The 14,033-nt window shown below is 37.1% G+C and carries 8 protein-coding genes and 2 pseudogenes; 3 read left to right on the top strand and 7 right to left on the bottom strand.

Translation table 11 applies throughout. From position 1 onward, the window contains the following. Nucleotides 1-440: 440 nt before the first annotated feature. Nucleotides 441-1,361, bottom strand: coding sequence for a 2-hydroxyacid dehydrogenase (locus tag P4S71_RS14470; protein WP_337150886.1), 921 nt, complete (start codon nt 1,359-1,361; stop codon nt 441-443). 190 nt (nt 1,362-1,551) lie between these two features. Beyond that, complete coding sequence (locus P4S71_RS14465) at nt 1,552-2,967, bottom strand: IS4 family transposase (protein WP_337150885.1); 1,416 nt, start codon at nt 2,965-2,967, stop codon at nt 1,552-1,554. A 452-nt stretch (nt 2,968-3,419) separates the two neighbouring features. Between P4S71_RS14465 and P4S71_RS14460 the strand changes: the two genes are divergently transcribed. Beyond that, nucleotides 3,420-5,129: a lysophospholipid acyltransferase family protein gene (locus P4S71_RS14460; protein ID WP_337150884.1), complete on the top strand. Its 1,710-nt coding sequence runs from the start codon at nt 3,420-3,422 to the stop codon at nt 5,127-5,129. A gap of 196 nt (nt 5,130-5,325) precedes the next feature. On the opposite strand, the gene dapE is transcribed toward P4S71_RS14460, so the two are convergent. Further along, the gene (gene dapE / locus P4S71_RS14455; RefSeq protein WP_337120630.1) at nt 5,326-6,510 is read right to left on the bottom strand and encodes a succinyl-diaminopimelate desuccinylase; all 1,185 of its coding nucleotides are present in this window, start codon (nt 6,508-6,510) and stop codon (nt 5,326-5,328) included. Nucleotides 6,511-6,999: 489 nt separating this feature from the next. On the opposite strand from dapE, the pseudogene P4S71_RS14450 reads away from it, so the two are divergent. Then, nucleotides 7,000-7,652 (top strand): annotated as a pseudogene (locus tag P4S71_RS14450) (OmpW/AlkL family protein). A gap of 61 nt (nt 7,653-7,713) precedes the next feature. Here the strand turns inward: P4S71_RS14450 and P4S71_RS14445 are convergent. Then, a complete protein-coding gene (locus tag P4S71_RS14445) occupies nt 7,714-8,250 on the bottom strand; it encodes a thioesterase family protein (protein WP_007376908.1) in 537 nt (178 codons plus the stop codon). 105 nt (nt 8,251-8,355) lie between these two features. On the opposite strand from P4S71_RS14445, the pseudogene P4S71_RS14440 reads away from it, so the two are divergent. Next, nucleotides 8,356-8,849, top strand: a pseudogene (locus P4S71_RS14440) (hypothetical protein). Between the two features lie 30 nt (nt 8,850-8,879). Here P4S71_RS14440 and tyrR read toward each other — a convergent pair. From tyrR to bcsE, 3 genes are all read right to left on the bottom strand, one after another. Then, nucleotides 8,880-10,436 carry a transcriptional regulator TyrR gene (tyrR, locus tag P4S71_RS14435; RefSeq protein WP_007376906.1) on the bottom strand — a complete coding sequence of 519 codons (1,557 nt, stop codon included), beginning with the start codon at nt 10,434-10,436 and terminating at the stop codon, nt 8,880-8,882. A 201-nt stretch (nt 10,437-10,637) separates the two neighbouring features. Then, nucleotides 10,638-12,218: a cellulose biosynthesis protein BcsG gene (gene bcsG / locus P4S71_RS14430; protein ID WP_337150883.1), complete on the bottom strand. Its 1,581-nt coding sequence runs from the start codon at nt 12,216-12,218 to the stop codon at nt 10,638-10,640. Between the two features lie 168 nt (nt 12,219-12,386). Further along, nucleotides 12,387-14,006 carry a cellulose biosynthesis protein BcsE gene (gene bcsE, locus P4S71_RS14425; RefSeq protein WP_033031542.1) on the bottom strand — a complete coding sequence of 540 codons (1,620 nt, stop codon included), beginning with the start codon at nt 14,004-14,006 and terminating at the stop codon, nt 12,387-12,389. Between the last annotated feature and the right edge of the window lie 27 nt (nt 14,007-14,033).

Below are 14,033 nucleotides of genomic sequence, written 5' to 3'. Positions count from 1 at the left end.
CTACCTAGATGTAAGTGGGTAATTCTAAGGAAATAACTTGGCTCTGGATAATAAATCGATCTCAGGCAGCTATTTTCAGCGCTAACTGCGTTGGATTTACTTGCAATAAGCCCGAAGGTTTCAGTCGATTAAGTAATCTCTTAACCAAAGTTTAGGTTAAATAGTATTTATGGAAACGATAAAAAAGCAAAAATTTAGAAATAACCACAGCAAAATTAAATAATTGACTGTGGCATTGTGTAATTACAGAACAGTCGGTTGATTAAACCAAGCAGATACACCCAATACAATAATCGAAATAACAATTAAACTTAACTTCACACCACCTTGATTCGTCTTCATAACACCCTCTTTATTGTTTTTATTAATGAGAATACCTAACAACAATAATAAAAATTACAAGTGTTAACAAGTAGTTTGTTAAATTATTTAACTATCCATTAATAACCTTTCGTTCTATCTATTAGATTATTAAGTTTACTACCTTGCTTTAAACATTCAATATTTTCTGCTATTTGCTCAATAACACTTCTTAAATCAGATAATGCGGCACAGTGAGGCGTCAGTGTTATTTTTGGGTGCTGCCAATATGGGTGGTCGATTGCGAGTGGCTCTTGCTCAAAAACATCTAAAGTAGCTACTCGTAAGCTATCTGTATTTAAAGCATCTAATAAATCTTGCTCAATAACATGCTCCCCACGGGCAACATTAATGAGTCCTGCATGGACTGGAAGCTTTGATAATAATGTGCGATCAATTATACCGGTAGTTTCTTGTGTAAGTGGCAATAAACAAATTAGATAATCTATATTAGGAAGCATTTTATTAAGGCCTTGTTTAGCATAAAACATTTCAACATTAACTGCCTTTTTCTCTCTTTGCGCCCATGCACTTACAAGAAAGCCATTACTAACAAGCTTTTTTGCACACGCCTTGCCCAACTCACCAAACCCTAAAATACCAACATTTTTATAGCTATAAGCACGCTTTGGCTGCCAACTTTGCTGGTTTTGTTTAATAAAATACTCTTTAAAACGTAACTTTTGCGCTAAAACATGAGCAAGTACATATTCAGCCATATCCTCTGCCAACTGAGTATCAACAATGCGCACAACCTCAACGTTCCTAGGTAATAATGCTAAATCGATACTGTCAACTCCAGCACCAAAAGACGAGACAACTTTTAAATTAGGAAGTTGTGACCACATTGTTTGCGGGGCTTTCCAAGCAAGTACAAAGTCGACTTTATCCAAACTCTGGCAATCTGGCCACTCTTCTATGCATACATTAGGTAACCGTATTTTTAATTGCGCCATTAATTTTTTGTTATCTCGCCCTGTGATAGCAACTAATACAGACATCTTTATTTCCAAATAAGTTCGAGTTTAACTAATTATACTAATCAAGATATCTTTGCCTAGGGCCTACTGACCTTTTAGATTGAAATTCGTTCAATCTAGGGGCGATTAAATCGCGGCGCGAGGTTTGTAACCTAGCGGGCTCGGTAACTGCTCCTGCGTTACCCTAGTGGCTTACATCCCTGTCTCTTGATCACAACTTTTCTGTCTGCTGAATTGATATTAACAATTCGGCAGATTCGACCATTTCTGCTAATTTCAACCACCCCTTCCAGAGTGCTTTTACGCCAACTCGACCATTTCTTTTACTGTCATACCACCCTCCCAATTTCGCTAAACTATAGTATAGCCAATGGAGAGACGGTACTTTATCCGGCAACACATCCTTTTCAACCTTTGCCCATAGTAATTTCCACGTCATCTCTTTAACACAAGTTGTACATCTCACTTCTTTGTCTAATTCACTCCTTTGCGCCATATTTTGCAGCTGTAATAACCTGACAGCAATAAACGCTTTAATGATCGCAATTCGTAAAATATTATCACTGTGCTGCAAACGTAAATCTTCTACTTCGGTTCCATCTGTTTTCCATGTTTTATGAAACTCCTCTACACGCCAGCGAAGTTCATAGTATCTTACTAATTTCTGGGCATCTTCTGCTGTATTTACGGGCTCTGTCGTATATAAAATCCAACATAATGGATTTTTTTGCGTACTTTCTTTTTCCTGACAGACAATGACATTGACGCTCAATGTCGGTGATTCTTGCCCTTGTACTCGCTTAGGCTTGGCGAGTGTTATAGGTTGATAGCTCAATGTAATTCGGGCCTGACGCGCTTTTCTTCCCGCACGTTGCGCTATATTAATAGTGTAACAACACTGACCCTGCGCTGTTTCTATTAACTGATTGAGATTGCATTGAGGCTCTATTAATTTTCTATTTTCTTTTGCTCTGACTAAAAATCGATGCCCTTCATCTTTTTGGTAAGTCATGTACTCATAAATGTCAGCTTCTCTGTCGCAGATGTTAAGTATATTTGATAATTCACCTGTACGTTTTTTTATATCCATTAATGTTTGTTGCCAGCGATAGCTTTCTTTCTCTTCGTAAGGGCGTTGCTGTTGTTGATCTTTAGTCCCTTTAACCTTTGATTTCCTAAACCAATAGTACTGGTCGAGTAAACCAATAACGTGCTCCGTATCTGCATCAATTGCTAAAGTTGAATGCGCATATAGCGTTCTTGTTTTTGATGGTTTTCCTAATGTATTTGTACAGTTCACATCGCCTAATTCTTTGCAAACACTGTGTTTAAATGTCAATCCTGTCGTATCTTGGATAGCGAGAACCAAAGGCAACTGCTTTACCGCTTCACTCGTTTGTGAGAATCCTGAATAGGCAATCGCTTGAGGGGATATTTTCTCATTTCTAATGAAACGATAAGCGGCTTCAATTTTTGCGGGTGTATCAGAAGCCTTAACAATTGAGCTGTCTGCATTCTCAGCCATATCGCTTGCTAGTAGAGCTAATCGTCGGGTGCGTCTCGGATCTCCTAAATTAGCGTTACCAAAAATTAATTGAGCCCATTCTTCAGAAGTGTTTGTGTGCATATGATAAATCTATGAGTGATGATGATCGATTAGATCACAGACTTAACGATATTCAAAGACTTGTGTATAAGAGACAGGCTTACATCCATGTAAGAATAAGTAATACCAACCTGCATAAATCTTTGATCAATTTAACGAATTAAATTGCACTATAACGTCGTTAAAATTTTTTATTTAGAACAACTAGATACAAAAATTTTTGCCTAGTCCTAGCGTAATTTTCTTAACGTTAAATAGACCCCATATATAAGCTGATTGGTATAAAAACCGAGCAACAAAGAGTAAATTGCCCCTAGGCAGAGTCCTACGGGCTGCGGATGTTTAACCTCAAAAGATAAACATGCCTTGGCTCAATTCGCACTTTAAAAAGTCACACAACTGCAAAGTAACTGTCACACCCTTTTTTTATTCTAAGTAAATGGTAAACATGCCAATGCGTGAAAGAGGTTTATATGATTAGTATTGATAAAGTGATTGCAGCAAATTTACCACAATTAGAAAAATCACCAAAAGTAAAAGGTCTTGTAAAAAAAGGGCTAGGGTATCTGTTACATGAGCAGGAGTTTGTTGCCTTTGGTGATGCCTACCCTCACTTGCAAGGTTTAGAGTTTGTTGAACAGGTATTAGATGAGCTTGATTTTGATACACGCTACAAACCTAAACAAATTGAACATATCCCCAATGAAGGTAAGCTGGTTATTGTTGCAAACCACCCTATCGGCTCTTTGGACGCACTTGCACTTATTAAAGTACTCTCAACTGTTAGACAAGATTTAAAGGTTGTAGCTAACCGTATGCTGATGTCGGTTACCCCCATGCATGAACTGTTACTACCCGTTGATAACTTATCTGGAACAAGTAAAAAACAAGAACTCAATAATATCCACCAACACTTAAAAAACGAAGGTGCACTGCTTATATTCCCTGCCGGTGAAGTCTCTCGTTTGAGCCCCACAGGCATAAAAGATTGCAAGTGGAATAGCGGTTTTTTACGTATGGCAAAAAAAGCCAACTGCCCCATTTTACCTGTTTTTATAAAAGCTAAAAACAGCCCTTTATTTTATGGCACATCAATGATTTATAAGCCTCTAGCGAGTTTGCTACTGGTCAAAGAAATGTTTAAGCAACGTCAAAAGTCATTGGAGTTTGAAATTGGAGCTTCAATTCCGCCTGAGTCTTATTTGATAGAAAATCTAAAAGATAAAGAAGTTGTAAACCTTATTCGTAAACAGCTTTATAGGCTAACGTCTAAAAAGCCGTTACCACTAAAAACACAAATGCCTCTTGCTATACCTGAATGCAGAAAAGAGCTAAAAAAAGCGATTGATCAATGCCAGTTGCTGGGTAAAACAATCGACGATATGCATATTCACCTTTATCAATATACCGGTAGCTCTGCGGTGTTTAGAGAGCTAGGTCGATTAAGGGAAATTGCATTTAGAGCAGTGGGAGAAGGCAGCGGTAAGCGTCGAGATATAGATAAATATGATATGGATTATCAACATCTTGTATTATGGGATCCTACTCAATTAGAACTCGTTGGTGCATACCGATTAGCTTGTGCGCAAGATATAATAAAAAAACACGGACGAAAAGGGCTCTACACTGATAGCTTATTTTCCTATACAGAGGCCATGACCCCCTACTTACACCAAGGTATTGAGCTTGGTCGCAGCTTTGTACAACCAAAGTATTGGGGACGTAAAAGCTTAGACTATCTTTGGTATGGTATCGGCGCCTTTATTAAAAACTACCCACAATACCGTTACTTATTTGGCGCTGTAACCGTACCTAATACCCTACCAGAGCAGGCAAAAGCCATGCTTGTTTATTATTATCAACATTACTACAAAAACAATGTGCAACTAGCAATGCCTAACAATGAATTTAGACTAAGCGATCAACAACTAACACAATGCCAAACAGTGTTCAGTGGCAACAATGTGAAAGAAGATTTTGTAGAGCTTAAGCACGTACTAGCCAATATGGGAGCGCAAGTCCCCACATTATTTAAGCAATACACTGAGCTCTGTATGCCCGGTGGCGTACAGTTTTTAAGTTTTAGTATTGATCCCGACTTTAACAATTGTACAGACGGCTTGGTTTTAGTCGACCTAGAAAGCGTAAAAGAGAACAAAGCAAAACGTTACTTAAAAAAATAATAACTAGTGCAAAAACTAGAAAAATTTATTACAGCATGTGTTTGGCATTCATGTTATCTCATTGCCTATTTATGCACAGTAACGGCATTGCATAGACGTGACCGATTAAATAACCTGAACTCTGGATAAATCTATCTCAAGTAGAGTTCAGGTTAAACACACTATTACAAATACAACCTCAAAAGGTCAACACGCCCTAGCAATTTAAAAAAACCTGCTCGAGCAAAGAGCTATAAATTGCTTCTATTTTTACTAAATCACTTATAGGTACATGTTCGTTTACTTGATGTATCGTATTATTACGCAAACCGCACTCTATAACTTGAGTGTGGTTATTTGCAAAAAAACGCCCATCGGATGTTCCACCGCTGGTACTGAGCAGTGGATAACAGCCTGTTTGCTTGTAAATAGCCTGCTCAACATGAGAAAGTAAACTCCAGTCATGAGTGTCTGCTGTATAATATGGCTCACACGGACGCTCCCACTCTATTGTAAAGTAATGGGCAAACTCACTAAGCGATTGTGTCAATAACGCTTTAATCGCCTCGCTGCTATATGCATGACTATAACGCACGTTAAAAGTAACCTCACAATAAGCTGGCACAAGATTATCAATAACGTTATCAATATTAATACCCGTTACTTGCAATGTGGTTTTTGAGCTTTGTTCATCACGTTGCCACGTTTGTTCACTCAAGTAATTAACTATTTTAGCAGCTATAAAAGCTGCATTGATCGTATTATCAGGATAAGCCACGTGCCCAGCCTTACCTGTTACCTTAATACGTGCAGAGAGTGCACCTCTTCGCCCATTCTTGATAGTGTCACCTACGCACATATGGCTGGTTGGCTCTCCAACAATACAGCCATCAAGTACAACACCTTGCTCGGCCAGTTTATTAACGATTACTTGAGAGCCAAATTCAGCCTCACCTTCTTCATCAGATGTAATAAGCCAATACAATGTTCCTTGCTTATTCTCGCTATTATTAATCAGATTATTTGTTGCGCTAAGCATTGCAGCCACACCACCTTTCATATCTGCAGCGCCTCGACCATACACTGAATCACATACAATATTCCCTGCAAAAGGTGGGCTTAACCATTGCCCTGTTGCTGCTGGTACTACATCTATATGCCCTGAAAAGGCGACGCATGGTCCGGTTCCAAAACTAATTGAAGCGATTAAATTACTCACGCCGTTTACATTAAAATGCTCACACTGTAATCCCAAGTCACTCAATTCTCTAGTAAGCCAATCAATTGCTCCAGCCTGATTAGGTGTAACAGATTCAAATCGAATAAGCGTTTGTAAATATGCAACAACGTCGCGTTGGAATTCTCTTTCACTGATTGCTTTATCAAAAATAGCGATAGCCATATCAAACGCCCTTTATTACTTAGCCCTAACTTTCGTTAAGAGACTCACGAAAATATTGAGTTATTATTAAAGCCTGAATTTATGTCAGTATTAATACACAGCTGTGACTATTTTTTATATTTTATTATTATAAGGTGTTTAACTTTTGAGGTTAAATTTACAGCAAACTGTGTGGCAATCAGGTAAGGCAGAGCCTAATCATGAAAAAAAGAGACGTTGTTTTCTCGATTCTGGTTAAGGGGGATTTATAACTTTTGCTACCTAAAAAACTGAACTTGCACGCACTAAACAAATTCAGAACAGCGCTTTTAGTTATTTAAGAAATCAAGAGTCAAGTATCTCTGTCGCTAATCAACATCAAAATTAATCTAAATCAATAAAACACTTCACAACGTTCAAACATTTTTGAAACTTTGATCTAGGACAGGTTTTGAACATTTTAAAACTGCAATAATAGCGTCAATCAAAAAGTAGTTCTTGGAGAACAACATGAAAACCACTATTAGTATTGCATTACTGACTTCTTTATTAGCACTTTCTCCTGCTGCACACGCCAATTTTAGCGTAAATGTGGGTGCTATTAACATTAACCCTGATAACAGCAGCTCAAAAATTAACGAAGCACCGACTTTAGGTCTAAAAGGTGATTCTGATACGCAACTAGGTATTACGCTTGACTACGCATTTAACGACCAATGGGTGCTAGAGCTTATTGCAGCAACGCCATTTTCGCATGATGTTAATGGTACTGGTGGGCTAGCGGGTAATAAAATCGCGAATATAAAACAACTCCCCCTTCACTTATTGCTCAGTATCACTTTTTAGATACAAGTTATGCATTAAGACCATTCGTGGGTATTGGAGTTAATTATACAACATTCTTTGATGAGCAACCGTCGCAAGCGCTTAAAACAACGCTTGGTACAAATGATGTAGAAGTAAAGTTAGATGACTCATTTGGATTTGTAGCACAAGTAGGTGCAAATTATAAAATTGATGAAAAATGGGGTTTACATGCAATGGTATCAATTATGGATATTGATACTGATGCAACAGTATATGCTAATGGCGCAAAAGCTCTCACTTCAACCGTTGAACTGGACCCAGTAGTCGCCATGTTTGGGGTTAGGTATAATTTTTAAAAATGCTTTAATGCATGTGTGTGCAAAAGGCCGAAAGGCCTTTTTTATTTTAATTAACTAATCATTTGGGTAAGTTATTTGCTTTTTTCTGTTCAAGCATTTCTTTCCAATGCATAACTTCACTCGGTAGTATCGGTGTTTTACCTTTGAAACTAGCGACTTCAAGCATTTCTTCGATACTTACAATGCCTTTTTTACTTTTAAACACACCGCGTACATAAGCAATAGCATGTAAGCCTCGTGCTGAATGAAATTTTTGTTCTATATAAAAATACTTATGATCCCAACCAACTAGTTTTGTACTAATAGTGTAGCGTTGCATTGGTTTAATATCACGGATATACGTGATGGCGGTAGCATTAACAATAGGAAACCAACGGCGTTTCAAAATTTGCTTAAGCAAACCCACTCGTTCCGTCATCCATGTACGTGACAAATCCATCATGGCTAAATAACGTGAGTTTGTTAAATGCAGATTTATATCGCAATCAGTTGGTAGTGCTTTGTAATCAATATCTACTGTATCAAGTAAGTCTTGATATTGATGATTACGCTTAATTTTAAAAAATAATAAAAGAAGTCGAATATATAAGTTCACAGCAAAGGTCTTACCAGTTCAATTTACCTGAGTGTAACACAGGCACTTGCTAAGACGAATATTCTGCTTTAATCTGAGGTTATAAATACAACTAAAAATTTACTTATGAATTCAAAATTAAACATCCTTATTGCTAGTATATTCTTAACAGTGAGCCACCACGCGTTAGCCGATTTTAATTTCCCCGGTAATGGCTCTATTACTTACTCTACAGGGGTAGAAAAATCGTTTGAATTTGGTTTTGCTTGGCAACAAAAATTTAAAAAATTTACTATTGGCTCAAAGAGTTATGAAATGGATCAAATTCCTAGCTCCTACTCAGTCGCCATCACGCTTGCAAAAGACGGCAGCCAAGTATGGGTTCAAGAATTTAATAATGGATTTATAGAAGCGTTTGATTGGACAATAGGCAAGCACACCATCACTCTAAAAAAACAACAGTTTAGCGATCAAGTGAAAGGGAATTATGTTATTGAGTTAGATGGCCGAAGTTACTTTTTTGCTCGTAATAATGCCAGTATTGTTATGAAATTTGATGAAGATGGTATAAAGACGATTGCCATTGATGGTGTCAAAAAAATATGGGCACTAAAAATTAATTAGCGCCCTATTTTAAATATTGCCGTATTTTAAACTTTAACTGTTTTACGGTTAATACCGTAATCTCGTAGTTTATTTGCAACTGCTGTATGGCTAAGACCTAAACGTTTAGCGAGCTGTCGTGAGCTTGGATAAGCTGGATAAAGTTTGCGTAATAATGTTGCTTCAAAACGTTTTACCGCTTGATCCAGTGAACCTTCAAAATCAGATTCTAAATACCCTAAGTCATGCGTAAACGTAGGTAACTGTAAATGCTCTACTCGTAACTCACTATCATCTAATAAAGATACCGCACGATAAATTGCATTTTCTAATTGGCGTACATTTCCAGGCCAAGGATACTGTTGTAAAAAGCTTAAGCATTCTTGAGATAACAGTGGCACCGCGTGACCATTTTGCTGTGCATATTTTTGAATAAAATGCTCTGCGAGTGGCCCAACATCGGCTTTGCGATCTCTAAGTGGTGCAATATCTAATGTTAATACGTTGATTCGATAGTATAAATCCTCTCTGAACACGCCCTCTTGCACCATAGCAGGTAAGTCTTTTTGAGTAGCTGCGACTATACGAACATTAACTTTAACTTCGTTCTCATCACCCACTTTCCTAAATGTGCCATCTTGTAAGAAGCGCAATAACTTAGTTTGCAGTTGAGTCGACATTTCGCCCACTTCATCTAAAAATACAGTCCCACCATCGGCTTGCTCAAGTACGCCGCGTTTAGGTGCTGCATTTTCTTCATAGCCTGCGTAGCCAAATAACTCAGATTCAGCAACATCGTCTGGTAACGATGCACACGATAAAGCAATAAAAGGCTTCACTGAGCGATTAGATGCGTAATGACACGCCCGTGCTAATAGCTCTTTACCGGTTCCTGTTTCACCCGTAATTAGTATTGGTGCTTCTAACTGAGACATTTTACGCGCTTCGCGAACAACACGACGCATAGCAGTACTAAAGTTATGAATAGTTGCAAAGCTTTCTTGTCCGTAACGTCTAAATGCACTAACTTGTTGACCTAATCGGCTTTGTGATTTTATATTAATAACAGCACCGGCAAGTACATCACCTTCACCACCTTGCGGCACAGCAATAGGTAAAATATCGGCTATAAAGTCTTCACCAGCGACTTCCACTCTGGTGGTTTGCCCTAATACTTCTTTACTTTCTAACCAGCGAGTAAAATTAAAGCCTTTCAACAAATTATTGATATTTGCACCAATAACCTCTTTTTCGCTCAATTGTAAGTCTTTACAAGCCGCATCGTTACATAAGCGTACCCAACCCTTGGCATCAATAGAAATAACACCATCGGGCAATGCTCGAAGCAATGTGTTTAGCTCATTATGCTCACGCTCAGAGGGTAAAAAAGCGGTTGTACGTACATCATGAACACCATCAATTAAACGAATTGATGGCATTATTTTCTGGAACTGTTCAAACTCAATTTCAGGGAAACTTACATACATACGACAATTAACTGAATCAACCTCTATTCCTTTTAGATCAACACTGTAATTAACTAAAATATTGAGAATTTCTTGGGCGATACCGATTCTGTCAGCACAATGAATATCTAAACGCATACATCCTCTAAGGAAGGAAAACTATATTAATTGAATAATACGCTAAGTGGCTATGAGAAGGTAGTTTATTGTAAACATTTTTGGACAATACTAGTGTTTATAATAAATGAGTAGATACATGGATTTATTCACGCAATAACAGCAATAACATATTTACTCCATGAAATATGCCACTACTGCTATTGCAGTTCTTAATAAAAATTAATCACCTTGTGGGTATTCAGACCAATCACCGCCATCTAATTGTATGTATGGTCGTTGATTAACATACATCATTATAGTATCTGCATTTTCAGCAACTTTTGGAGCTTTCGGTAAATTATCTAACAAATTTGCTATACTATTTTTCCCACCAAAAACATTAGTTTTCAATGTTTTACTCACTAATTCTGACAATGAAAAATAACTGATTGAATCATCAATTACAATTTGGGAATAGTTTTGCACATCAGGGCCAATAAATTTAATTGCAACTGGAACTGATACAATAGCTGGGCTTGGTATTTCTCGCAAACCAGCAAATTGTACTTTGTCTCCTTTTAGTGCAGCACCATGCTCAGGTACTACCATCAGCATTACATTTCTACCACGTTTTTCTAGGTTTTTAATAAAGCCATTAATATCAGAAAATAAGTTTGCATGCCTAAGAGGATAACTTTGCTGGCTATTCATGCGGGCTCTATTAGCAAGTTGATTACCATCGTGTAAACTCGTGGTATTGTAGTACATTGCACAAGGCTTACAGACTTTAGCTTGTTGGTCAAGCCAGCCGTTTAGAACCGCACCATCTGAATAAATAGGGCTATTATCAAACCCATACTGAGCAATAGGCATAGAATCAATATTAAATGGCTTGCTGTCTAAGCCACCATATCTATTTATTAGGCCTTTAAATTCATCAAAATGCCCATCGTGATTCATCACTACGTTGTTTTGGTAGCCTAGTTTTTCTAAGTTCTTAAATAAATAACACTGTTCTGGCGCATCCTTGAACAAAGACGCTTGGTTTGTTTGTCCACAGCTTGCTCTTAATAATCGAATGGCTGCTGGACCACTATATGATGTGGCTGAGTTGAAATCAGGAAACACCACATCAAAATCTTTATACATGTCTGTAACGCTAATACCTAAAAAATTTAAGTCAGCAACTGCCATAGAACAAATATTTAAAATAATAACGTCAAACAACTCGCCATTGTATTCCTTTGGAAAGTGACTTGTTAATAAGCTTTGTTGTTGATAAAAATCACTAAGCTTTTGGTCGGGCGATTGGTATTGGGTTGTTACAACAGGCGCCTTACTTTGAGTTGCAATACTACTGTTATTAACCACTGTAGGGCTTTCATTAATATCTAATGAGTTACTTTGACCTTGCCAGCCAATAAACGCCAAGCCAATAATAGTCACTGTAGTAAACCGAATCCATTGAGAGCTGTACCAAAATAAAACAACAATAATGAATAAGCCAAGTAGCATATCGACATTAACTACCCGCCCAACTAGTTCGATAAAATAATCAAAGCTAAAATCTTGAACGTTACCAGCCTGTTTAATTAAACGATTAATGGGAGGTAACCACGAATCTTTATACAGTAAAATCACAGCTATAATCAGTGCGATAATGTGTTTAACCTTCTCAACTCGCGCATTTTTAAATTGTATTACTAACAAAGCGGCCAACGCAGCATTGCTCAAAAAACTAAAATCGATTACACCGTAATAATACAGGGCAAATTTAACTAAAAAATAGAGATTCCAAACCCCTAGACCAGACAATTTCACTTACGTTCCTTATTTTTAGGTGTATAGGGTTCTAGCACTTCGTGCTTAAATGTCATTTTGTAATAATACTTTTTTAATTTAGATACTATGTAAGAGCCAATTAGGCACAATAAAACACCAAATAACCCCGAGATTAATGCTGTAATTAAAAGTTGATTAATACTCATATCACAGCTCTTTAACTTTCATTGTAAAAGCTTTTGCATCAGGGCGTTCCTGAGTGAAAAATTCAGGCGTAGCAATATCAATACTGGGATTTTTTGCTAAAGCAGGATCGAACTTGTAACTGTCATTTTCTTTTAGTTGATTTGTAAAATCACTCACATCTTTATCTCTATAATATCGGCGTAATTGTTTACATTCTTGCTGAATATAGAAGTGGTCCGAAATAATGCTCTGTTGAGCAAAAAAATCACTGGTTTCTAATTTGAATAAATGTTTAATCGCATTCATTACATCATTTTCTCTACAAGCATGTAGATACAAGTAAACTTTGTTTTCAGCAACACTAAATACATCACCTTCACGTTTTATGTGAAATAGATGAAGTGGGTGAATAGGATCTATTCTTGGTAATAACTCAAGTACAACCAGTACCCCACTGACACCTAAATTAACCGCCGAGTCACTGTGCACTTCAACTTGGCGAGTAAAATCAATAAATGGTAAGTAACCTTTTGAAAACGTGTTTTCAGTATATCGTAATACATGCTCAACAGATGGAGGCAATGGTCGAGAAAATTGAAAGCCTTGGATCGACTGAATTTGCGATAACAACCGAGAAGGTTCGGAAAAGCTATACAAAATAAGATTAACACCCAGCGTTAAAAATAAGCACTCGTCTTGGTGCCTGATAATCCCATCTACATTTTGAATCACGAGTTTTAACCAACGACCACAATTTTTTCTCAATTCAAAACATTGTTTACCCAACTCAGATAAGTCGGTATAGCGTGTAACCGAAAATACTAATGTTGCGGCTTCTAGCTGAGGACCTTTTTCAAATAAATCGCTGTTACTTTTTACAACATGATAATTTGCAGGCAGCTTTGTTCCCTCTGGTACTGAGTTTTGTACTAACCACACAACATCTTCATCATTAAAATGTTTATTGCTAAGTGTTTGGGTTTCTATTTTCCCTTCTTCTACAACTAACCGATCATTTTGCAAAATTAACTGATAGTGAGTATTTGATAATACCCCTGTGCTGTGTCTCCAATAGTCGTACTCAAGTACTCGTGCAGCCGAATCATTATCGACAAACACAACGCCGCTAAAGAGTTGATTTAAGCGCCTTACTAAAAATCGATAATTAGCAACTTCAGGACCTGAGATTAAAAATAGAAGACTAGTATTTGTATCAATTAAAAATGATTTATATTGCTCAATAAGCGTTTCAAATTGCTGTTCAGTGGTATCACGTAATTGCTGAGTACTAAAATGAACAACGATTAGAGCATTTTTTATATTTTCATACGCACTTAACTCTTTAATAATCCCTTTATTTATGCGTTTTGCATTCCACTCACTAATTTCTTTTGTAAATGAAAAAGAATGCACTCGGCCTTGCTCACTAGCATCAAGTAGTAAATTCGAACAAGAAGATTCAAAGAATGACTCTATCTGAGAAGAGACTATAAAAATATTTTCTTTCACATCATTGGGGCTTATTGAATGCAATATAAACTCAATAGAAAAATTGTCTAAAGGCGCTAAAACAGCATAAATTGCAGCAGGTTTTATTTCTTCAGCTGCGGGGTCTAATCCCAAAATGTTAAACTTATGCACACAAAACACCTTTCAAAAAAATACTTT

The organism is Pseudoalteromonas sp. B62 (assembly GCF_037162565.1).
In the GTDB taxonomy this organism is placed as follows: Bacteria; Pseudomonadota; Gammaproteobacteria; order Enterobacterales; family Alteromonadaceae; genus Pseudoalteromonas; species Pseudoalteromonas fuliginea.
Note: the sequence above shows the minus strand (reverse complement) of the source record. Positions and strands in the feature narration are given on the sequence as shown.

What these genes read in the sequence shown, in the direction of transcription:
- P4S71_RS14470 (WP_337150886.1), bottom strand. Translation starts at nt 1,361, where the DNA reads ATGTCTGTATTAGTTGCTATCACAGGGCGAGATAACAAAAAATTAATG.
- tyrR (WP_007376906.1), bottom strand. Translation starts at nt 10,436, where the DNA reads ATGCGTTTAGATATTCATTGTGCTGACAGAATCGGTATCGCCCAAGAA.
- P4S71_RS14465 (WP_337150885.1), bottom strand. Translation starts at nt 2,967, where the DNA reads ATGCACACAAACACTTCTGAAGAATGGGCTCAATTAATTTTTGGTAAC.
- dapE (WP_337120630.1), bottom strand. Translation starts at nt 6,510, where the DNA reads ATGGCTATCGCTATTTTTGATAAAGCAATCAGTGAAAGAGAATTCCAA.
- P4S71_RS14460 (WP_337150884.1), top strand. Translation starts at nt 3,420, where the DNA reads ATGATTAGTATTGATAAAGTGATTGCAGCAAATTTACCACAATTAGAA.